Raw genomic sequence first — 20,396 nt, forward strand, 5'->3', positions numbered from 1 at the left:
GCTCGGGGCGACAGGTGCACAGGGAGTTCGTGGGGGTTCGCGGGCCGTACGCCGGTGGGGCGCGTAGTCCTTGCGACGGACGGCCGGGAATCCGCTTCGGTGCGGACGACCGGTGGGTGGGCGCCCACCTACCGTGAACCCGTGACCGCGAACCGGACGAAGACGAAGGGCCCTGAGCTTCGGGCCGCCGCAGGGGCGATAGGCAGCCTGCGGCAGGAACTCCTGGACGACGTGCGGGCCTACCGTCCGCTGCCGCCGTTGGCCGGCGACGGTCCGGTGACCCGGCGACTGCCCGTGAGGCTGCGGACGTCGGCGGTGTGGGCCCCGCACGCTCTGGTGCTCTTCGCCGCGTTCATCACGGTCTGCCTCGGCCTGGGCGAATCCCACGGAGCCCTGGTCGAGGGGGTGCTGTGGATGCTGCCGGCCGTTCCGGTGGGCATGACGCTGATCCGCCCCGTCGCAGCGTTCTGGGCATCGCTCGCGGCGTCCGTGCTGGTCGCGATGGCCGGGGACGGCTGGCCGTGGAGCCCCGCCAGCCTCTTCGGCCACCTCGTGGTGATGACCGTCGTCGCCGCCCGCACCCGCCCACGGGCGGCGCTCTGGATGTGGACGATCACGCTGGTCTTCAGCCTGCTGCTTCGGGAGTGGGCCCCCGGCTCGACAGCTGACACGCCCGTGCTGGCGGTGGTCTCGGCGTTCGCCCTGCTGATCGTCGCGCTGTTCCAGGTCCGCCGGGAGGCGGAGCGGGAGGTGACCGTGCAGCGGACGGTCACCGCCGTGGAGCGCGACCGGCGCACCTTGCTGGAGGAGCGCACCACCATCGCCCGCGAACTGCACGACGTGGTCGCCCACCACATGTCGGTCGTCGCGATCCAGGCGGAGGCGGCGCCGTACCGGGTGGAAAACCCGCCGCCCGAGCTGGAGCAGGTGTTCGTGACGATCCGGGAGAACGCGGTGGCCGCGCTCACCGAACTGCGCAGGGTGCTCGGCGTGGTGCGTGCGGAGGACGACGGCGCGCCGGAGGCGCCGCAGCCGACGCTGGCGCGGCTCGACGGATTGCTCGACAACGTGAGGGAGGCAGGACTGGAAACCGAGAAGACCGTGACCGGAGCGGTGCGCGAACTGCCGCAAGGCGTCGAACTGTCGGCGTACCGGATCGTGCAGGAGGCGCTGAGCAACACGTTGCGGCACGCGCCGGGGGCCACTGCCCGCGTCGAGATCGGCTATGTGCTGGGCGGGGTCGGACTGCGGATCGTCAACGGTCCGCCGACCGGACTCGTCAAATCGTCGCCCGGCGCGGGGCACGGTCTCACCGGGATGCGGGAACGGGTGGCGATGCTCGACGGTGAGATGACCACCGGTGCGACGGAGGACGGCGGTTACGAGGTAGCCGTGTTCCTTCCCGTGCGCCGGATCGACGACGGGGCGGCGCAGCCGGCGGGCCCGGCGGAGGTCCGGGCGTCGGGCCGTGTGTCGGGCCAGGCACCGGACCAGGCGTCGGGTCGGGCAGCGGACCAGGTCCCGGACCGAGCGCCGGGCCAGGGGTCAGGCCGGTACTCGGGGCTGTCGTCGGCCCGAACGCCAGGCTCGGACGGTGCCCCTGCGGCCGCCGGTGCGGTTACCGGTGCGACCGGGACCGGTGTGGCCGGGAGCGGCGTGGCGCTGGGGGTGGCCGGTGCGTCCGGCCTCGGCGGTGACACGTACGGGGGCGCCGGGGGCCCTGATACTTCTGGGACTTCTGGGGGGTCCAGGGCTTCCGGGCCTTCCGGGCCTTCCGGGCCTTCCGGGGCGGACCGGGGGGAGCGGGGTGAGAGCGCGTGAGCGGCGACATCCGGGTCCTGATCGTGGACGACCAGATGATGGTCCGGGAGGGATTCTCCGTCCTCCTGAACGCGATGCCCGGGATCACGGTGGCGGGGGAGGCGGTCGACGGGTGCCAGGCCGTCGCCCAGGTCGCCGCGCTCGCCCCGGACGTGGTGCTGATGGACATCCGGATGCCCGAGATGAACGGCATCGAGGCGACCCGGGAGATCGTCGCGGCCGACGCGGACGCCAAGGTGTTGGTGCTCACGACGTTCGACCTCGACGAGTACGTCTACCAGGCCTTGCGGGCGGGGGCCTCCGGCTTCTTGCTCAAGGATGCCTCTGCCCGTCAACTGGCCGACGGTGTGCGGGTGGTGGCATCCGGCGAAGCGCTGTTGGCACCGACCGTGACCCGTCGGTTGATCACCGAGTTCTCCAAGCTCGCCGACGCCCCGAAACCGCCCGCGCTGGCCCGGATCGGAGACCTCACCGAGCGGGAGACGGAGGTGCTGGTGCTCGTCGCCCAGGGGCTCTCGAACGCCGAGATCGCCTCGCACCTGGTGGTGGCGGAGTCGACGGTGAAGACCCACGTCAGCCGGATCCTGGTCAAGCTCGGACTGCGGGACCGCACCCAGGCGGCCGTCTTCGCGTACGAGGCGAGGCTGGTCACTCCGGGATAGGCGGGGTGGCGGGGGAGGTGCCGGGGGCCGCCGCGCCCCGGCCGGACCATCGCCCTGCGTCCCGGCCGGACCAACCGCCGCGCGTCCCGGCGGGACCACCTACCGTGCGCCCCGGCGGGACCGCCCGCCGCGCGCCCCGACCGACCACCTGGCCGCGCGCCCCGGCCGTCGGGTCACCGACGCCTGGGACCGAATCCATGCGGACATGGCGCTCCCGTTCCGGACACGCCCGAACCCGTAGCACTGCCCGCCCGTCCCCGGCGCGTGCTACGCGGGTAGCGTCGGGTCATGCACGTGTCCTTCGACCCCTGGTCGCCCGCGTTCGTCGCCGATCCGTACCCCGCCTACGCCGCGCTCCGGGCCGCCGGCCGGGTGCACTGGTTCGAGCCCACCGGGCAGTGGCTGATCCCGCACCACTCCGACGTGTCCGCGCTCCTCCGGGACCGGCGGCTCGGACGTACCTACCTCCACCGTTTCAGCCACGAGGAGTTCGGTCGCACCCCACCGTCCGCCGCGCACGAACCGTTCACCACCCTCAACGGCCAGGGGCTGCTCGATCTGGAGGCGCCGGACCACACGCGTATCCGGCGGTTGGTCTCCAAGGCGTTCACCCCGCGCACCGTCGAGTCTCTCGCACCGACCGTGCGGCGACTGGCCGCGGAGTTGGTGGACTCGTTCGTGGCGGCGGGCGGCGGCGATCTGCTCGCGGCCGTCGCCGAACCCCTGCCGGTGGCGGTCATCGCCGAGATGCTGGGCATCCCGGAGTCCGACCGGGGGCCGTTGCGGCCCTGGTCGGCGGCGATCTGCGGGATGTTCGAGCTGAACCCGTCCCAGGAGACCGCTGAGGCCGCCGTACGGGCCTCCGAGGAGTTCTCCGGATACCTGCGGGAGCTGATCGCCCGCCGCCGTGCCGAACCCGGCACGGACCTGATCTCGGCGTTGATCGCTGCCCACGACGACGGTGAGCGGCTGACCGAGCAGGAGATGGTCTCCACCTGCGTCCTGCTGCTCAACGCGGGCCACGAGGCGACCGTCAACACCACGGTCAACGGCTGGTGGACGCTCTTCCGGCACCCGGACCGACTGGCGGCCCTGCGGGCGGACCACGAGCTGCTGCCGACCGCCGTGGAGGAACTGCTGCGCCACGACACCCCCTTGCAGATGTTCGAGCGGTGGGTGCTGGACGACATCGAGATCGCCGGCACGCTGATCCCGCGCGGTTCGGAGGTGGCGCTGCTCTTCGGTTCCGCCAACCGCGACCCGGAGCGGTTCGCGGACCCCGACGTCCTGGACCTCGGCCGCCGGGACAACCCGCACGTCACCTTCGGCGCGGGTATCCACTACTGCCTGGGAGCGCCGCTGGCCCGGATCGAACTGCAGGCGTCCTTCGGCGAACTGCTGCGCAAGGCACCGGAGATGCGGCTCCTCGCGGAGCCGGAGTGGCACCCCGGTTACGTGATCCGAGGGCTCCGGGAGCTGCACGTGGAGGTGTGACACCGGGAGATGTGACGCCGCACGAGTCACCGCGGGTTTCGACCAGGTAGTGGGAGACGCATCGGCGGTCGGTCGTCACCGTCTCCGGAGTGAAGAACGGCAGGCCGGCCAACGGATGCCCGGCGTTGTCGGGCAACCACCGCAGCGGGGATGCCGGGGCAGGGGGCGCTCCAATTTTTCGCCCCAGTCCGTCCCGGCGGGCGCTGCCGAGCGTCACAGCGCCGGATACGCCCTGCCGGACACGGATGTGAGCTGCTCATCCGCCCACTCGGCGAAGGTGGTGACCGGTATGCCCAACTCCCGGGCAAACGTGGGCCGAGCGGGCTGAAGGACGGCGTTGTTCCAGTCGTGTCCGGCTCCCCACGTCGGCATGCCCGCGGCGAGTGCCTCTTCCAGGCTCAGGGAGGGCGCGGTCACGGGCACGCCCCAGGCGGCGGCCAAGGTCTGCGCGATCTGCTCCATCGTGCGCAGCTCACCGGCCAGTTCCAGTTCCACCTGGTGGAACCGGTCAGGGTCTCGAAGAGCGTGCGCCGCGGCCATGCCGATGTCCCGCACGGCAACCAGGGCCAGTTCGGTCTCCGGCTTCAGCACCGTCAGCAGTCCGCCGCGCGGCCCCTTGGGTGCCAGCAGGGGCAGGTTCTCCATGAAGAAGGCGGGCTTGATCACCGTCCAGCGGGCAAAGCCCGCACCCCGCACCGCCTCCATGATCGCCTGCTTGGTGTGAAAGTAGTCCGCCATCGCGGCCCAGCGGCCCTCGGCCCAGCCGGCGACCCGGGTGTGCTCACCGACCCCACTGGTCGAGGACTGCACGAACTGCCGTACTCCCTCAGCCTTCGCCGCGTCCACCAGGTTGGTGGCTTGGGCGAGCTCGCCCGCGAAGTCCACGCTGGTGTCCGTCATGGGCGGCACCTGCACCGAGAACACCGCGCGGACTCCCGCGACCGCCGGGCCGAGGGAGTCCCGGTCGGAGAGATCCGCCCGCACCAGCTCGGCGCCCAGCGCCTCGATCGCTCGGGCGGACTCCGCGCGCGGATCGCGTACGAGTGCGCGTACGGGCACCTCGGCGGCCAGGAGTGCGCGGGCCGTGGCCCCGCCTTGCTGGCCGGTGGCTCCGGTGACCAGGACGGTATCGCTGCTGGTGGGCATGGTTGCTGCTCCCCGCGGAGTGGAAAATGAAAACGGCGGGGCCCGCCGTTTCGCCTGCGGCTAAGATATGGCGGGGCCCGCCGTTTAGCAATGAGGAGATCATGACCGGTCAGCGCTCGGACGCCCGTCGCAACTACCGGCGCATCCTCGCCGTCGCCGAAGCCGAGGTCGCCGCGCACGGTGCCGAGGCATCCCTGGAGCAGATCGCCCGCACCGCAGGCGTCGGTTCGGCGACCGTGCGCCGTCACTTTCCCACCCGCCGTGCCCTGCTCGAAGCCGTCTTCCAGGAGCGCATCGAGGGCCTGTGCGAGCGCGCCCACCGGCTGAGTGCGACCGAGGACGGCCGCACCGCCCTCCTGGAGTGGCTCCACGCCCTCGTCCTCTACGCCGTCTCAGCCCGCGGATTCGCCGACACCCTCAGCTACGAGCCACCCGCCGAGGAACCCTCACCGCACTCCTGTGGCAACCGCATCGCAACAGCCGGAACTCCCCTGCTCCAGCGGGCCATTCACGACAAGGCGGTGGCACCGCACGTCACTTTTCACGACCTGCTGACCCTCGCTGTCGGCATCGCCCTGGCCACCGAGCACCACAAGGACCCCGAGACCCAGGCCGACCGCCTCTTCCGCCTTGCTGTGGAAGGACTCAGCCCTGAGCACGGCGGTGCTGGGATGTCCGGCAACTCAGGATCTCCGGTACCGGTGACACAAAGCCTGCCGAACGAACTGTTGTGACACGTGGGATGCCCGACCGGTGACGACCGACGTGCCCAGACCGGTCCTTTCCGCCAGTTCGACCGACGTCGCCCGTGACAACTCTTGAGCTTCGGCTCACCGTCCCCCGGTTCTCCCCGCCTCCCACCGCTCCGCCGCCCTCCACCCCACCCGGCGAGCGGGACGCCGGGAGACGGCCGGTCAGCAGCCGGGGCCGCAGACCGGCGGCGCGCCTTCCCACGCGTCGAAGGCCCATCCGCACGCGGTGACGGCGGCCAGGGTCGCCGCGGCGATCAGCGCGTGCCGCCACCGCCCCCGTACGGCGGCGAAGACGCAGAGTGCGGCGGCGACGCCGGCGACGACCGATACCGGGAGCCCGAGCAGCAGCACCTTCCACTCACGGGTGTCCTCGAAGCTGCCGGCGAGCGCCCGTATGCCGTACGGGGACCACCACAACAGGCCGGTCACCGCCCCCAGGGCCGCGAACAGGCAACCGAGCGTTCCGGTGACGGCCTCTCGACGTGTGTCCATGAACGGGGAGACGAGGCGCGCGGCCGCAGGGTTCCCGCCCCCTGTCCGCCGCCACGCCCCTGTCCGCCTCCACGCCTCCGCCTCGGTCGGCCCCCCGCCCCCACCTGCCGCCGCGCCTATTTCGTGGGGTGACTTATCAGCAGGTATTAGGTGAGGCTAACCTCATCCCCATGAAAGCTGGTGAGAGCACTTCGGGTGCTTCGCGTGCGCCGTTGAGCGCCGGTGTTCCGCCCCTGCGCGGCCACGGGCTGTCCGCCGACGGCGTGACCGTCGCGTACGGCAAGGTGGACGTCGTGCACGGGTGCGCCCTCGAACTGCGGCCCGCCGAGGTCACCGCCCTCGTGGGACCCAACGGCAGCGGGAAGTCCACGCTGCTGCGCACCCTCGCCCGCCTGCAGGACGCACGTTCCGGTTCGCTCACGGTCGACGCGGGGACCGATGACGCGGCGGACGGGTTCGCCCTCGGCGCGCGGGAGTTCGCGCAGCGGGTCGCACTGCTGACGCAGTCCCGCTCCACGCCGGGCGGCCTCACCGTCCGCGACGTGGTCGAGTTCGGCCGCTACCCCTACCGGGGGCGCTGGGGGCGCCCCGACCCCGAGGGCACGGCGGCGGTGGACCGGGCGCTCGGCCTCACCGGCGTGGAGGACCTGGCCGGGCGGGGGGTCGACCAGCTTTCGGGCGGTCAGCTGCAGCGCGTCTGGCTGGCGAGCTGCCTCGCGCAGGAGACGGGCGTGCTCCTGCTCGACGAACCGACCACCTATCTCGACCTCCGCTACCAGGTCGAACTTCTCGACCTGATCCGCGATCTCGCCGACGACCACCGGATCGCGGTCGGGGTCGTACTGCACGACCTCGACCAGGCGGCTGCCGTCGCCGACCGTGTCGCTCTGCTCCAGGACGGACGCATCGTCGCCGACGGTGTGCCCGAGGACGTCTTCACCCCGGAGCTCCTGTCCGACGTCTACGGAATCCGCATCGACGTCGGGACCGATCCCTCGACAGGCCGGCTGCGCACCCGCGCCATCGGTCGCCACCACTCCAGATCCGAAAGGCTCACCCCTTCGCCATGAGACGACACCTTCTCGCCTCCGCCACCGTCGCCGTCGCCGCGCTGTCCCTGGCCGCGTGCGGCACCTCGGAGCCGTCCACCTCGGACGCCTCCGCCTCCGCCTCCGCCAAGACGTCGGAGAAGATCACCCTCACCGACGACGCCGGCAAGAAGCTGACCCTCGACGGCCCGGCCACCAAGGTCATCGCCACCGAGTGGAACATCGTCGAGGACCTCGTCTCCCTCGGTGTGGACCCGGTCGGCGTCTCCGACATCAAGGGCTACAACGCCTGGGACACCGCGGCGCCGCTCAAGGGCAGCCCGAAGGACATCGGTACCCGCGGCGAGCCCAGCATGGACACCGTCGCCGCGCTGGCGCCGGACCTCGTGGTGGCCTCCAGCGACCTGTCGGCCGCGGTCATCGACCAGCTCCGCAAGGTCGCGCCCGTCATGGTCGTGACGTCCGCCGCGGGCGCCGACCAGATCGGCACGATGAACGAGGGTCTCGACCTGATCGCGAAGGCGACCGGCACCGAGGACAAGGCCGTCGAGGTCAAGAAGACGTTCGACGAGAGCATCGCGGAGGGCAAGAAGGCCCTCGCCGACGCCGGTCTCGCCGGGGCGGAGATAGCCACCGCCGACGCGTACGTCGACGCCAACAAGGTCTCCGTCCGCGCCTACACCGGTACCTCCCTGCTCGGGGCGGTCAACGAGAAGCTCGGTCTGAAGAACGCCTGGACCATCGAGGGCGACGAGGCGTACGGCCTCGCCACCACCGACGTCGAGGGCCTGACCAAGCTCGGCGACGTCCACTTCCCCTACATCGCCAACGATGCCGACGGCGACCCGTTCGTCGACAACCTGTCGAAGAACGCCGTCTGGAAGTCGCTGCCGTTCGTCAAGGACGGCAACGTCCACCGGCTGCCCGACGGTGTCTGGATGTTCGGCGGTCCGCTCTCCATGCAGGCGTACGTCGACTCCCTCGTCGACGCCCTGACGAAGAAGTAGCGCGCGATGGCCGTCATCGAGAAGACCGCGGTCGCCCGTGACCGCACCCCCGCGGCCACGACGGGCGCGGTCGCGGTGGCGGCCGCGCTCGTCGCGCTGGTCGCGGTGCTCGCCGCCGTCGACATCACCCAGGGCACCGCCGACGTCGGTCCGTCCGAGGTCTGGTCCGCGCTCACCGGCAACGCCGGCGTGAGCGACGCCTCCGTCGTCATCGCGTCCCGGCTGCCCCGGATGGTCGCCGCGATCCTCGTCGGGGTGTGCCTCGGCATGTCCGGGCACGCCCTCCAGACGATCAGCCGGAACGTGCTGGCGGCGCCCGACACCCTGGCCGTCAACGCCGGTTCGTACCTGGCGCTCGGCCTGCTGGCCGTCACCGGCGTCTCGCTGCCCCTGCTCGCCTCCTCGGGCGCCGCGTTCGTCGGCGGTCTCGCGGCGGCCGCCGTCGTGCTCGGTCTGTCGGGGCTCGGCCGGGGCACCGTCCGGCTGGTGCTGGCGGGCAGCGCGCTCATGCTCGGTCTGAACGCGGTGACCGAGGCGCTGCTTCTGCTCTTCCCGCAGGAGACCGAGGGCCTCTACGCGTGGGCCCAGGGCGGTGTCAGCCAGAACGGGTTCGACGGGGTGCGGCAGATGCTCCCGGTCGTCGCCGTGGGAATCGCCGGGCTGCTGCTGGTCGGCCGCCGCATCGACGCGCTGGCCCTCGGCGACGACGCGGCCCGCGGTCTCGGCGTGCCGGTGCGCTCCACCCGTGTGGTCACCGTCGTGCTGGCGACGCTGCTGGCCGCCGCGTCCGTCACGCTGGCCGGCCCGATCGGCTTCGTCGGCCTGTGCGCCCCGGCCCTGGTGCGCCCGCTGATCCGCCGGGTCCGCGGCCTCGTCAGGTCCCGGGCGAGCCTGCCCGTGGTGGCCCTCGCGGGCGCCGCGCTCGTACTCGGCTCCGACGTGCTGCTGCGCGTGGTGGTGCCCGCCGACGTCGCCGTGGAGGTGCCGACCGGCATCGTCACGAGTGTGGTCGGCGGCGTCTTCCTCGTCGTCATGGCGCTCCGCACGCGGGACACCGGCGGTGCGGAGGCACCGGACCGGCTGCGCATCCCCGGGCGCCCGGCGTTCGTCGTCACGCTGGCCGTCCTGGTGGTGGCGCTGGTCGCCACGATGATCGCGGCGGTGCTGCTGGGCGACGCCAAGCTGCTGCTGGGCGACGTCTTCAACTGGGTGCAGGGCCGGTCCGGACAGGTCGTCTCCTTCGTCCTGGACACCCGCGTCCCCCGGGTGGCGGCCGCGCTCCTCGCGGGTGCGGCGCTGGCCCTGTCCGGCACGATGGTGCAGGCGGTGAGCCGCAATCCGCTGGCCGAGCCCGGCATCCTCGGCGTCTCCGGCGGCGCCGGCCTCGGCGCGGTGCTGCTCGTCACGACCACGACGGGCGCCGGTTCCTGGGCGATCGCGGGCGCCGCGTTCGCCGGTGCCTCGATCGCCGCCGGGATCGTCTTCGGGCTGGCGGCCCGGGGCGGCTTCCAGCAGAACCGTCTGGTGCTGCTGGGTGTCGGCGTCTCCGCCGCGTCGGCCGCGCTGATCAGCCTGGTCATCGTGCTCAGCGACCCGTTCGACACCACCAAGGCCCTCACCTGGCTCTCCGGCTCGACCTACGGGCGCAACCTGCCCGACGTGGTGCCGGTCGGCGTGGTGCTCGTCATCGGGATCGTGGTGGCGGTGGTGCGCCGTCGGGAGCTGGATCTCGTCGCGCTGGACGAGGACACCCCGAGGCTGCTCGGCCTCGGCCTCTCGCGGGCCCGGCTCGGCTTCCTGACGGTGGGCATCCTGCTCGCCGCCACGGCCGTCGCGGCGGCCGGCACCATCGGCTTCGTCGGCCTGGTCGCCCCGCACGCGGCCCGCGCGCTCGTGGGCCGCAGGCACGTGCGGGTGGTCCCGGTGGCGCTGCTGCTGGGGGCGGTGCTGGTCTGCCTGGCGGACACGGCCGGCCGCACGGTGATCGCCCCGGCGCAGCTCGGCGCCGGCCTGATGACGGCCGTCATCGGCGCGCCGTACTTCCTGTACCTGCTGGTCCGTACCCGCCGCTGAGCCGCCCGGCCCCCGGGGGCGGGTTCCCGGCCGGATCACCGGCCCTGGGGCCCGCCCACCGGCGTTCACGGGCCACCGCGCGCCGCTCGCGGCCCTGTACCGGCGCGCCGCGCCCGTACCGCCTGACGACGTACGGGGGCGGGTCTCAGGCCGCCGCGTCCACGGCGGTCACCGGCAGCACCAGGCCCCAGGCGCCCGGCCAGACCGTCCAGGTCCGGGTCCGCACCGGGCCGCCGACCTGTATGTCCGCGCGGTAGCGGAAGTCGGGTCCGGAGACCGTGACCGCCTTTGCCTCGGCCGTCAATGTCTCGCCGGATGGCCCGCGCACCACCACGTCGGCGAGTCCGCCGCCGCTGTGCGAGGTCATGGAGACCCCGGCCACCGGATGGTCGAGGTCGTTGAGCAGCACCCCGTCGGCCTCCACCCGCAGCCGGTGCAGGACGGGCGCACCGGACGGTCCGCCTCCCCCCGCGGGGCGTACCAGGGAGCGGACCAGGGAGCGGCAGACGTCCCAGACCGCCGACACGCCGGGCGGCTGCGGTTCCACGGACGGACCGCCGCCGGACGGTGGAACCGGAACCTCCAGATCGCCCAGCACCACGCCGTCGCTGTCGTCGACCAGGAGGTCGAGGCGGCGCACGGTTCCGTCGAGCGCCGTACGCGCGGCGGCGACGGCCCCCGCGGGCACGCCGAGGGCGTGGGCGAGCCGCAGGGCGTGGGCGGCGCCCACCGGGATCAGGGAGAGCGCGCCCTCCGCGAGCTCCCGTTCGCGGTGCAGCTGGGCCACCGCGCGCAGCAGCGCGTGGTCGTCGCCGATGACGACCGGGCGGCGGTTCCCGCGCCGGGAGAGGGCGCGGGCGAACTCCTCCGGAGTGTCCGGGACGCAGATCTTGGCGTGCGCGCCGGCGTTCAGCACGTCCCTGGCGATACGGACGGACTCACCGTCGGTCCGTCGGGCAAGGGGGTCGATGACCACCAGCAGCTGGTCGTCGCCGTCGCCGGGGGGCTCTGCAGCCGACACCTCGGTCCTTCCTCGGGTAGCATCTTGGTGCAAGAGCCCCTTGCGCTATTGCGCCAGGGGCTTCGTCTATACCGGGGCACCCGGTTCGACGGCTCAGGCTCTGCCGTACATCGTCGTGCGGCAGGTACGACCTTTACGTACGCCCCCTGACCTTGGACATGCCCCGCCCGGAAGGGGTGTACGCCTGTGCCCGCACTTGTGCTGCTCGGTGCTCAGTGGGGTGACGAGGGCAAGGGGAAGGCCACCGATCTCCTCGGTGGATCCGTGGACTATGTCGTGCGTTACCAGGGCGGCAACAACGCCGGCCACACGGTCGTCGTGGGCGACCAGAAGTACGCACTGCATCTCCTCCCCTCCGGAATCCTGTCGCCGGGGTGTACCCCGGTCATCGGTAACGGTGTCGTGGTCGACCCGGCGGTACTGCTCTCCGAGCTGAGCGGACTGAACGAGCGAGGCGTCGACACGTCCAAGCTTCTGATCAGCGGCAACGCTCATTTGATCACCCCGTACAACGTCACGCTCGACAAGGTGACGGAACGGTTCCTCGGGAAGCGGAAGATCGGCACGACCGGTCGCGGCATCGGCCCGACCTACGCGGACAAGATCAACCGCGTCGGCGTCCGGGTCCAGGACCTGTACGACGAGTCGATCCTCACACAGAAGGTCGAGGCGGCGCTGGAGCAGAAGAACCAGCTCCTGGCCAAGGTCTTCAACCGGCGGGCGATCGAGGTCGAGGGCATCGTCGAGGAGATGCTCCAGTACGCGGAGCAGATCAAGCCGTACGTCACCGACACCACGCTGGTGCTCAACCAGGCCATCGACGCGGGCAAGGTCGTCCTCTTCGAGGGCGGCCAGGGAACCCTGCTCGACGTCGACCACGGCACGTACCCCTTCGTCACCTCGTCGAACCCGACCGCGGGCGGCGCCTGCACCGGTTCCGGCGTGGGTCCGACGAAGATCAGCCGGGTCATCGGCATCCTCAAGGCCTACACGACCCGTGTCGGCGCCGGTCCGTTCCCGACGGAGCTGCTGGACGAGGACGGCGAGGCGCTGCGCCGCATCGGCGGCGAGCGCGGTGTCACCACCGGCCGCGACCGCCGCTGCGGCTGGTTCGACGCGGTCATCGCGCGCTACGCGACCCGCGTCAACGGCCTCACCGACTTCTTCCTCACCAAGCTGGACGTGCTGACCGGCTGGGAGCAGATCCCGGTGTGCGTGGCGTACGAGATCGACGGCAAGCGCGTCGAGGAACTCCCCTACAGCCAGACCGACTTCCACCACGCGAAGCCGATCTACGAGATGCTGCCGGGCTGGTCCGAGGACATCACCAAGGCCAAGACCTTCGCCGACCTGCCGAAGAACGCGCAGGCGTACGTGAAGGCGCTGGAGGAGATGTCGGGCGCACCGATCTCCGCGATCGGCGTCGGCCCCGGCCGCACCGAGACCATCGAGATCAACTCCTTCCTGTAAGGGGTACGCGACGGGCCCGGGGCGGGCCCGCGGGACGGCGCCGCACGAGGGCGCCGGACGACGGCCGGAGGCCGGGACGCACACCCGCGTCCCGGCCTCCGCCGCGTCCCGGCCTCCCCGTCCGGGGATCTGATTCGCGGGTCGGGGGCGCGTCCGGGGGCGCTCCGGTCACGCCCCCGAGGCGCACATCGCGGCCGCCCGCGCCTCCGAGCAGGGCACATGGCCGTGGGCGCGCAGGGCCTGCTGGTCGTGGGAGGTCACGTAGGCGATGAAGCGGGCGGCGAGTGATCCGGCGGGCGGGGCGTCGTAGGTGTAGGCGTGTTCGGTGACCCAGTAGGGGTAGCCGGTCCCGGTGATGGTGTCGGGGGACGGGGTGACGCCGTCGATGGAGAGCCGCGCCAGGCCGGCCGGGGTGCGGCCGTCGCGCAGTTCGCTGTAGCCGATCGCGCCGTCCACCCGGGCGACCTTGCGCAGCACCTCCTCGGTGGAGCCGAGTTCGCAGCGGACCACCGGAACGGCCGGATCGTCGTTGGTCTCGCAGTCGCGCGAGGAGGTCGGGATGGGCTCGTTGCCGCCCAGCACCCGGCTCTGCAGGGCCGTCCGGGTGCCGGAGTCGGCGTCGCGGCTGACCAGCCGGATCGGGATGCTCGTCGGGCTGCCCAGGTCCTTCCAGTCGCGGATCTCGCCCCGGTAGATCTTCCGGATGTTCTCCAGCGACAGATTCCGCACCGGTACGCCGTCGTTGACGACGAGCGAGAAGAGGACCAGGGCGATCTGGCCGTTCTCACGGAGCCGGGGATAGCCGTTCGGCCTGGGGCCGTCGGAGAACGCCACCACCGGACCCGGCGTCGAGGCCGTGGCGTCGCCGAGCAGCCGGACCCCCGCGTCGCTGCCGTGCATGTCCACGGCGACGGTGGCGCCCTCGCACTGCTCCATGTAGAGCTTCGCCAGGTCGGACACCGCCGGTTCGAAGGCGGTGGAACCCACCACGGTCAACTTCCCGCGGGCGCACTCCACCGGCGGCGGGGTGCGGTCCACCACCAGGATCATCGTGGCGAGGGTGACCATGCCCGCCGTCAGCGCCACCGTGATGAAGCGGGCGGCCCGGCTGAACAGAGGAGGCTTGTCGTCGGGCCGGGCGGCGGTGTTGGGCCTGATCTCGCCGTCCCGGATGCCGCCGACCACCCGGATCGGGCTGCCGACCGGGCCGCCGGTGAGCAGCACCAGCAGCTTGAAGTGCTCGTTCCGGTTGAGCGGTACGCGCGGCAGCCTGATGAGCTGCCCGCCGTGCCGCATGCCGGCGGCCGGGGTGAAGTGCTCCATCAGGTGCTCTGCGCCCACCGGCTGCGTCACGGCTATCCCGCGCACCATGCGGTCGGTGAACTCCACCGTCAGCCCGTGGAGTTCGCGCCCGGTGTAGTCGTCCCCCGCGATCGACTGCGAGCCGTCGTTCTCGATCCGCAGCAGGACGAGGGTGGCGTCGGACATGTCCGGGGTCTCGTCGAAGAGGCCGAGCCGCACGTTGGCGCGGCCCTGGCTCACGTCGCTGCCGATGGGGGTGTCCATCTGGACGCGGTAGCCGATCCGGGTCCGGCGCGGCACCCGGCGCTCGTAGCGGAGGACGCCGATCGAGACGGCGACCCCGACCCCCGCGGTGAAGACCGCGATCACGTTCTCCGCGGTGAACCATTCCACGGCTGCTTCGCACCCCCCCGTGCGTACGCGCCCCCGCACGCCCCGGCCCGTCGCGTGCCGGTGCGGCCTGCTGTCCGCCACGGTAAGGGCGGGCGGGACGCGCGGAAGGGGGGCGGGGGGAGTTGTCGGACAGTGTTCGCCGGCCGTTCAGCGGGCGGGACCGTCCTGAAGGGCGCCGGGCGCGCCCTCGTTCGCCGAAATCTCCAACTCCGTTTATTGGTCCAGACCTTGACAGGTCCAGACCATTCTCGGTTGAGTGGAGTTCCCCCCACGGGGTGCCGCGTCCGCCCGTCCTCCGGGAACGTGTGCGCCCGCAGAAGGAGTGATCACGTGATCCGACGCCTCACGAGTCTGCTGGCCGCGCTGGCCGCGGTGCTCGCCACGATCCTCTTCCTCCCCGCCACCACCGCCTCGGCCGCAGGCTGCGCCGCGGCCTGGAGCTCCTCGGCGGTCTACACCAACGGTGGCTCCGCCTCCTACGCCGGGCACAACTGGACCGCCAAGTGGTGGACCCAGAACGAAAAGCCGGGCACCGCCGAGGTCTGGGCCGACGCCGGGAGCTGTACCGGCGGCGGTACGGACCCCGGCACGCCCGTACCGGGCGGCTTCGTCGTCAGCGAGGCGCAGTTCAACCAGATGTTCCCTAGCCGGAACTCCTTCTACACGTACTCCGGCCTGACCGCCGCCCTCTCCGCCTACCCGGCGTTCACCACCACCGGCAGCGACACCGTCAAGCGCCAGGAGGCCGCGGCCTTCCTCGCCAACGTCAGCCACGAGACCGGCGGACTGGTGCACGTGGTCGAGCAGAACACCGCCAACTACCCGCACTACTGCGACACCAGCCAGCCCTACGGCTGCCCGGCCGGCCAGGCCGCCTACTACGGACGCGGTCCGATCCAGCTGAGCTGGAACTTCAACTACAAGGCGGCCGGCGACGCCCTCGGCATCGACCTGCTCGGCAACCCCAACCTGGTCCAGACGAACGCCGCCGTCGCCTGGAAGACCGCCCTCTGGTACTGGAACACCCAGAGCGGACCGGGCACCATGACCCCGCACAACGCCATCGTCAACGGCGCCGGATTCGGTGAGACGATCCGGTCGATCAACGGCTCGCTGGAGTGCAACGGCGGCAACCCGGCGCAGGTCCAGAGCCGCATCTCCAAGTACCAGGCGTTCACCTCGATCCTCGGCACCACTCCGGGATCGAACCTGAGCTGCTGACCCCGCACGGCACCGCTCCGCCAGGGGGTGCGCCCGGCTCCGGCCGGTGCGCGCCCCCGTCGGCGTCCTGAGGGCCCCGCCGAAGCGGCCCGGACAGCGGGGATCGCGGTGCCCGGGCGGCTCCGGAGACGGCACAGGCCCGGCGGCAGCGGCCACCCCCGTGGGCCGATGTCGCCGGGCCTTCCTGATGCCTCCGGGCCGCTGTGCCGTGGTCCGGGACGCGATGCCACGCCCGCCGGCGTCCGACGCGTCCCGCCGCTCCCCCGAACGTGTCACCGGGCCGAGAGCACGTAAGGGACTCTAGGCGGGTGGCACGGCGCACCGGGAGATTCAATCCGCACAGCGTCCGCGCTCCGGGGGTATCAACCCGCACAGTCGAACCGGTACGCTGCCGTCCGGTTACACGGCGAGCCGCTGGGGGTCGGGTGCACACGCGGGAACGGGCCGACGACGTGCTCCGGATGTGCCGCCTCGCGCGCAGCGGAGGCACCTTCGACCTGCTGCACTGGCTGGCCGGACGGGCGGACGGCTGGGCCGGGGTGCTGGAGGCCGACGGCACCGTACTGCACGCCTGTGCGCGCACACCCGACGCGGACGGCGTGACCCCCGCCGCCGAGCTGGCGGCCACCGGCGCACGGGAGTTGACCGCACGCGGCGCCGACTCCTACTGCCTGGACGCGGACGACCGCACCGCCTTCGTCCTCCCGCTGGAGATGCCGAGCGCCTCCCGCTCCCCGCACCCACCCGTCCTCGCCGTGGTCGCGGCGAGCACCGCCCGGCCCGGCCTGGCCGCGCTTCTCGCGGACGCGACGACGCCGTTGACCCTGTGCTTCGAGGCGGAGACCCTCGAACGCAAGCGCCGCCGCATCGACCTGGCCGAGTCCCGGAGCCGGGAGGCGGTGCTGCACCTCCTCATGACGGGACAGCTCTCCATCGCCCACCAGGTGGCTGGCGCCCTGCGCCCCCGCCTCCCGGAACCGGTCCGGGTATGCGTGGTCGAGTGCTCCGGCGGCCGGCGCGAGGCCGTGGAACAGGTCTGCGGCGAGCACGCCGGCGACCGTACGTGGATCGTGCGCTGCCCCGTCTACGCCCGCCACCTCATCCTGATCATGCCCGCCGACCCGGAGGAGGGACGCGGCCCGCTGGACCGGGCGATAGCCGGGCTGGTGGACGACTGCGTCGTCGGCGTCAGCGAGGAGGTCCCGCTCTCCGACACCGCGACCGGCTACCGCCAGGCCTTCCACGCACTGGCCGTCGCACGCGGACTCCCGGTGCGGCACGCCCGGTTCGGCTCCTCGCCCGAGCCCGCCCTCGTCGTCGGCAGCGCGGGTGCCCGGTGGGCCGACACCCTGCTCGCCCCGCTCCTGACCTACCTCCCGCGCCGCTCCCAGGACCCCGGCAGCCAGGAACTGGCCGCCACCCTCGGCTCGTGGCTCGCCTTCTCCTCGCTGGCCACCCAGCACCTGAAGATCCACCGCAACACCCTCGCCGCCCGCCTCAAACTCATCGGCGAACTGCTCGGCCTGGACCTCCACAGCCTCGCAGACCAGGCCGCGCTCGACCTGGCCCTCGCCATCCGGGCCACCCCGGCCCTGCCGCGCCCGGCCGCCGGGGCGACCGCCCCGTCCGCGACCGCCACCGCCGAGGGCGCGGCCGGCCTCGACGCGATCCTGCGGCGCCCCGCCGTCCAGGAGTGGGCCGCCCAGCAACTCGCCGCCCTGGCCGCCCTCACCACCAGCGGCGTCGCCGAGGCCACCTTGCGTACCTGGATCCGCTGCGAGGCCCAACTCGGCCCGACCGCAGAGGCACTGGGCATCTCCGTGCCGGGGGCCCGCAAGCGCCTGACCCGCCTGGAGAGTCACCTCCAGCGCTCACTGCTCCAGACGCCCAGCGCCCGCTACGACCTGTGGCTGGCCTTCCGCGCCGCCGATCTGGGCGCGGGCGTGGCTGCGGGGGTGCCGGTGGGCGGCTGAGGACGCCGTCCTACCCGGCCCAGCCGACGAACGCGCCCCAGGCGTCCGGCCCGACCTGGAACGTGGGGCCCGCGGCGTCCTTGGAGTCGCGGACATGGACGGAGTGGGGGCAGGCCGCGACCTCGACGCAGTCGTCGCCACCCGGACTGCTGTAGGTGGACTTGTGCCAGTCCAGAGCGACTTCGACGCAGTCGTCACCTTCGGGTCCGCTATAGGTTGACCTGAACCGTTGCAGGGCCTTGCTCATTCTGATGCTCCTACCAACTGCGCGATGAAGTCGAGCGATTCACGTGGGCCAAGAGCCTGGGCCCGGATCTTCGAGAAGCGCTGCATGTACGTACTCACTCTTGCAGGCTCCCTGATCAGCAGGCTCTCGTCGTGTGTCTCCATATAGCCCACGTACTCGAAGTCAGGCGTCTCCATCACGCTGATGTCTCCGTACGTAGCGGGGTACTCGCCGTCCAAGCCAGCCTGAAGAGGCAGGACTTGGACGGTGATGTTGCGACGCCGACCGCACTCGGCCAGGTGACGAAGTTGTTCCGCCATGATCGCCTCGGAGCCGACCACGCGTCTAAGTGTCGCTTCGTCCAGAATGACGTCCACGAGGGGCGTGGGCTCCCGGTTGAACAACGCCTTACGCGCCATGCGGGCCTGGACCAGCTCTTCCACCCTTTGCGCGGAGGCGGGAGGGAAGGCGCCGCTCATCAGGGCTCGCGCGTACGCCTCCGTCTGGAACAAGCCGTGGATAACCTTCGCCACGTACAACTGCAGCATCAGGGCCTTGCCCTCCAGAAGTGCGTACTCCTTGTACCGCTCGGGATACGCCTCCAGCCGGATATAGGCCCTTGCCTCCTCGAACACCCCCATCTCGTCGCCCAGGACACGTTCGAGCCCCACCAGCATGTCGTCGCTGGCGGGTTGGGCGCAGGTCTCCATGGCGCTGATGGCCGCCGCGGAGCCGATCTCCTTGCCGAGCTGTTCCTGACTGAGCCCTTTCCGCAGGCGCGCCCGTTTGGCCACCTTGGCCACCAGGCGGGCCATCGGGCTCGCCGTTTCCTTGTTTTCCGCTCGTGCCATGGAGATCCCTTTGCGACTCAACCGGTCTCAACCGGTCACTACTCGACCGTGCCGAATTCAACTGTTCTACGGGCGGGTTCGAGCAGGTCAACCAGTGCGCGACGCCCTCTGTCAGTTGTCGGAAACGGTAGGCGACGGGCCTCACAATCGTCCCGTGAACGCATTCAATCGTGAGTTGGGCATTGACTGGATTCCGTTGGCCGGAATTCAACTCCGCAAAGCGGGTGTGCAATTCGACGCCGTCCGCATGGACGGTGACGAGGGGCGGCGGCTGGCCGATCTGATGGCGGCGCTCGTCGGGGGCGAACCGGGGCCGATCGTCCAGGAGGCGAACGGCAGGCGCGGCGTCTACTTCCTGGTTCCGGCCGGAAGCACCGCCGGGCGGGCGTGGCCTCCGGGGGTGACCCGGTTCAACTCGGGTTCCGGCTGCGTGAGCTTCGTGCCGGTCCCGTCGCTGTACGGGCGTACGTGGCCGCTCAGTTGGCGGTACCCGCCGACGCGGGCCGACAGATTCGTCCACCCGCTGCTGCTGCTGAACGCGGCCCGCACTCTGACCGAGGGGACCGGCACCGTGGGAGCGCAGCTCTGAACCGCCGCCGCGGACCCCGCGCCCGGCCCGCGCCGCAGAGCGTGCGGCGGTCCGGCGCAGTGCGGCGGGCATGGCGGCGGTGCGGATCTCCCGGCCGTATCCGCCCGGCCGGGCGACGGAGGGACCTACCTCTCGCCGGGCGCCACGTTCCCCGCCGTGATGCGGGTGATGGCCTCGACGGTGAGGGCGCGGTCGTGGGGGTCGGTGTCGAGCGCGCGGTGCAGGGAGAGCCCCTCGATCAGGGCGTCCAGCTCGCGGGCGGTACGCGGGTCGAAATGCCGCTCCAGGGCGCGGCGGCTGCGGCCCATCCAGGTCCGGGTGAGTGTCCGGTAGGAGGGCTCGCGGGCGGCGAGGGTGTAGAGCTCCTGGGTGAGGACCAGTTCGCGCTGGTTGCCGCTGGAGAGGTGGTGGACCAGGTCCGCGACGGCCTCTCGGGCCTCGGCGGTGCCGGTGGCGGCGCCCAGCCGCTCCTCGAAGACGGCGACGATCGTGTCGGAGAACCGGGTGAACGCCTCGTGCAGCAGGGCGTTCATGCTCTCGAAGTGGTACGTCATCGAGCCCAGCGGGACACCCGCGCGCGCGGCCACCTTGCGGTGCGAGATGCCCGCGACCCCCTGGTCGGCGATCAGGTCCAGGGCGGCGTCGATGATGCGGTCCCGGCGGTCGGGGTCGGTGTGTCCGGTCGCCACGTGACGTACTCCTCCCCGGCCCGGCCGGCTCCTTCTCGGCCCGGCCGGCGTTCGACCGGGGCCCGTCGGATCATACGGGCGGCGCGGGACGGGGGCGCGGGGAGCGGCGGGCGGCGGGCGGCGGGCGGCGGGCGCGTTCGGGCCGCCCCCGTGCCCGCAGGCCCC

The 20,396-nt window shown here is 72.0% G+C and carries 17 protein-coding genes and 1 pseudogene; 11 read left to right on the plus strand and 7 right to left on the minus strand.

Annotated features, from left to right (window positions below; genetic code table 11):
- Positions 1-141: 141 nt before the first annotated feature.
- The 3 genes and pseudogenes from Q0994_RS06195 to Q0994_RS06205 all read left to right on the plus strand — a co-directional run.
- A pseudogene (locus Q0994_RS06195) lies at positions 142-1,407 on the plus strand (histidine kinase); the annotation flags it as partial.
- 410 nt (positions 1,408-1,817) lie between these two features.
- Positions 1,818-2,483 carry a response regulator transcription factor gene (locus Q0994_RS06200; RefSeq protein WP_299530036.1) on the plus strand — a complete coding sequence of 222 codons (666 nt, stop codon included), beginning with the start codon at positions 1,818-1,820 and terminating at the stop codon, positions 2,481-2,483.
- A gap of 288 nt (positions 2,484-2,771) precedes the next feature.
- The gene (locus Q0994_RS06205) at positions 2,772-3,977 is read left to right on the plus strand and encodes a cytochrome P450 (protein ID WP_299530038.1); all 1,206 of its coding nucleotides are present in this window, start codon (positions 2,772-2,774) and stop codon (positions 3,975-3,977) included.
- A gap of 213 nt (positions 3,978-4,190) precedes the next feature.
- On the opposite strand, the gene Q0994_RS06210 is transcribed toward Q0994_RS06205, so the two are convergent.
- A complete protein-coding gene (locus Q0994_RS06210; RefSeq protein WP_299530040.1) occupies positions 4,191-5,123 on the minus strand; it encodes an NmrA/HSCARG family protein in 933 nt (310 codons plus the stop codon).
- Between the two features lie 101 nt (positions 5,124-5,224).
- Between Q0994_RS06210 and Q0994_RS06215 the strand changes: the two genes are divergently transcribed.
- The gene (locus Q0994_RS06215) at positions 5,225-5,857 is read left to right on the plus strand and encodes a TetR/AcrR family transcriptional regulator (RefSeq protein WP_299530042.1); all 633 of its coding nucleotides are present in this window, start codon (positions 5,225-5,227) and stop codon (positions 5,855-5,857) included.
- A 180-nt stretch (positions 5,858-6,037) separates the two neighbouring features.
- On the opposite strand, the gene Q0994_RS06220 is transcribed toward Q0994_RS06215, so the two are convergent.
- Positions 6,038-6,367 (minus strand): hypothetical protein, encoded by a 330-nt coding sequence (locus Q0994_RS06220; RefSeq protein WP_299530044.1) that lies wholly within the window; start codon positions 6,365-6,367, stop codon positions 6,038-6,040.
- Positions 6,368-6,537: 170 nt separating this feature from the next.
- Here Q0994_RS06220 and Q0994_RS06225 point away from each other — a divergent pair, with 170 nt between their 5' ends.
- From Q0994_RS06225 to Q0994_RS06235, 3 genes are read left to right on the plus strand one after another with little or no spacing between them, the layout of a single operon-like run.
- Positions 6,538-7,437: an ABC transporter ATP-binding protein gene (locus Q0994_RS06225; protein WP_299530046.1), complete on the plus strand. Its 900-nt coding sequence runs from the start codon at positions 6,538-6,540 to the stop codon at positions 7,435-7,437.
- A complete protein-coding gene (locus Q0994_RS06230; protein ID WP_299530048.1) occupies positions 7,434-8,423 on the plus strand; it encodes an iron-siderophore ABC transporter substrate-binding protein in 990 nt (329 codons plus the stop codon). Before Q0994_RS06225 ends, Q0994_RS06230 begins: the two co-directional genes overlap by 4 nt.
- Positions 8,424-8,429: 6 nt before the next feature.
- A complete protein-coding gene (locus Q0994_RS06235; RefSeq protein ID WP_299530050.1) occupies positions 8,430-10,496 on the plus strand; it encodes an iron ABC transporter permease in 2,067 nt (688 codons plus the stop codon).
- A gap of 145 nt (positions 10,497-10,641) precedes the next feature.
- Here the strand turns inward: Q0994_RS06235 and Q0994_RS06240 are convergent, their stop codons facing one another.
- Positions 10,642-11,517 (minus strand): diacylglycerol kinase, encoded by an 876-nt coding sequence (locus Q0994_RS06240; RefSeq protein WP_299530052.1) that lies wholly within the window; start codon positions 11,515-11,517, stop codon positions 10,642-10,644.
- A gap of 186 nt (positions 11,518-11,703) precedes the next feature.
- On the opposite strand from Q0994_RS06240, the gene Q0994_RS06245 reads away from it, so the two are divergent.
- On the plus strand, positions 11,704-12,987 hold the full coding sequence (locus Q0994_RS06245; RefSeq protein ID WP_299530054.1) for an adenylosuccinate synthase: 1,284 nt from the start codon (positions 11,704-11,706) through the stop codon (positions 12,985-12,987).
- A gap of 168 nt (positions 12,988-13,155) precedes the next feature.
- On the opposite strand, the gene Q0994_RS06250 is transcribed toward Q0994_RS06245, so the two are convergent.
- The gene (locus Q0994_RS06250) at positions 13,156-14,682 is read right to left on the minus strand and encodes a PstS family phosphate ABC transporter substrate-binding protein (protein WP_299530056.1); all 1,527 of its coding nucleotides are present in this window, start codon (positions 14,680-14,682) and stop codon (positions 13,156-13,158) included.
- 330 nt (positions 14,683-15,012) lie between these two features.
- On the opposite strand from Q0994_RS06250, the gene Q0994_RS06255 reads away from it, so the two are divergent.
- Together Q0994_RS06255 and Q0994_RS06260 are read left to right on the plus strand one after the other, a co-directional pair.
- Positions 15,013-15,903 (plus strand): glycoside hydrolase family 19 protein, encoded by an 891-nt coding sequence (locus Q0994_RS06255; RefSeq protein WP_299530058.1) that lies wholly within the window; start codon positions 15,013-15,015, stop codon positions 15,901-15,903.
- 461 nt (positions 15,904-16,364) lie between these two features.
- Entirely contained in the window at positions 16,365-17,876 is a 1,512-nt protein-coding gene (locus tag Q0994_RS06260) for a helix-turn-helix domain-containing protein (protein ID WP_299530324.1), read from the plus strand.
- A gap of 10 nt (positions 17,877-17,886) precedes the next feature.
- Here the strand turns inward: Q0994_RS06260 and Q0994_RS06265 are convergent, their stop codons facing one another.
- Positions 17,887-18,123 carry a DUF397 domain-containing protein gene (locus tag Q0994_RS06265; RefSeq protein WP_299530060.1) on the minus strand — a complete coding sequence of 79 codons (237 nt, stop codon included), beginning with the start codon at positions 18,121-18,123 and terminating at the stop codon, positions 17,887-17,889.
- Entirely contained in the window at positions 18,120-18,953 is an 834-nt protein-coding gene (locus Q0994_RS06270) for a helix-turn-helix transcriptional regulator (RefSeq protein WP_299530061.1), read from the minus strand. Before Q0994_RS06270 ends, Q0994_RS06265 begins: the two co-directional genes overlap by 4 nt.
- 154 nt (positions 18,954-19,107) lie before the next feature.
- On the opposite strand from Q0994_RS06270, the gene Q0994_RS06275 reads away from it, so the two are divergent.
- Positions 19,108-19,542, plus strand: a complete 435-nt coding sequence (locus Q0994_RS06275; RefSeq protein WP_299530063.1) for a hypothetical protein — start codon at positions 19,108-19,110, stop codon at positions 19,540-19,542.
- A 125-nt stretch (positions 19,543-19,667) separates the two neighbouring features.
- On the opposite strand, the gene Q0994_RS06280 is transcribed toward Q0994_RS06275, so the two are convergent.
- On the minus strand, positions 19,668-20,231 hold the full coding sequence (locus Q0994_RS06280) for a TetR/AcrR family transcriptional regulator (protein ID WP_299530065.1): 564 nt from the start codon (positions 20,229-20,231) through the stop codon (positions 19,668-19,670).
- Between the last annotated feature and the right edge of the window lie 165 nt (positions 20,232-20,396).

Origin of the sequence: uncultured Streptomyces sp. (assembly GCF_947488945.1) — a bacterium.
GTDB lineage: Bacteria > Actinomycetota > Actinomycetes > Streptomycetales > Streptomycetaceae > Streptomyces.

Coding starts and splice junctions, on each gene's coding strand:
- Q0994_RS06205 (WP_299530038.1), top strand. CDS start 2,772: ATGCACGTGTCCTTCGACCCCTGGTCGCCCGCGTTCGTCGCCGATCCG.
- Q0994_RS06210 (WP_299530040.1), bottom strand. CDS start 5,123: ATGCCCACCAGCAGCGATACCGTCCTGGTCACCGGAGCCACCGGCCAG.
- Q0994_RS06215 (WP_299530042.1), top strand. CDS start 5,225: ATGACCGGTCAGCGCTCGGACGCCCGTCGCAACTACCGGCGCATCCTC.
- Q0994_RS06220 (WP_299530044.1), bottom strand. CDS start 6,367: ATGGACACACGTCGAGAGGCCGTCACCGGAACGCTCGGTTGCCTGTTC.
- Q0994_RS06225 (WP_299530046.1), top strand. CDS start 6,538: ATGAAAGCTGGTGAGAGCACTTCGGGTGCTTCGCGTGCGCCGTTGAGC.
- Q0994_RS06230 (WP_299530048.1), top strand. CDS start 7,434: ATGAGACGACACCTTCTCGCCTCCGCCACCGTCGCCGTCGCCGCGCTG.
- Q0994_RS06235 (WP_299530050.1), top strand. CDS start 8,430: ATGGCCGTCATCGAGAAGACCGCGGTCGCCCGTGACCGCACCCCCGCG.
- Q0994_RS06260 (WP_299530324.1), top strand. CDS start 16,365: ATGTGCCGCCTCGCGCGCAGCGGAGGCACCTTCGACCTGCTGCACTGG.
- Q0994_RS06265 (WP_299530060.1), bottom strand. CDS start 18,123: ATGAGCAAGGCCCTGCAACGGTTCAGGTCAACCTATAGCGGACCCGAA.
- Q0994_RS06270 (WP_299530061.1), bottom strand. CDS start 18,953: ATGGCACGAGCGGAAAACAAGGAAACGGCGAGCCCGATGGCCCGCCTG.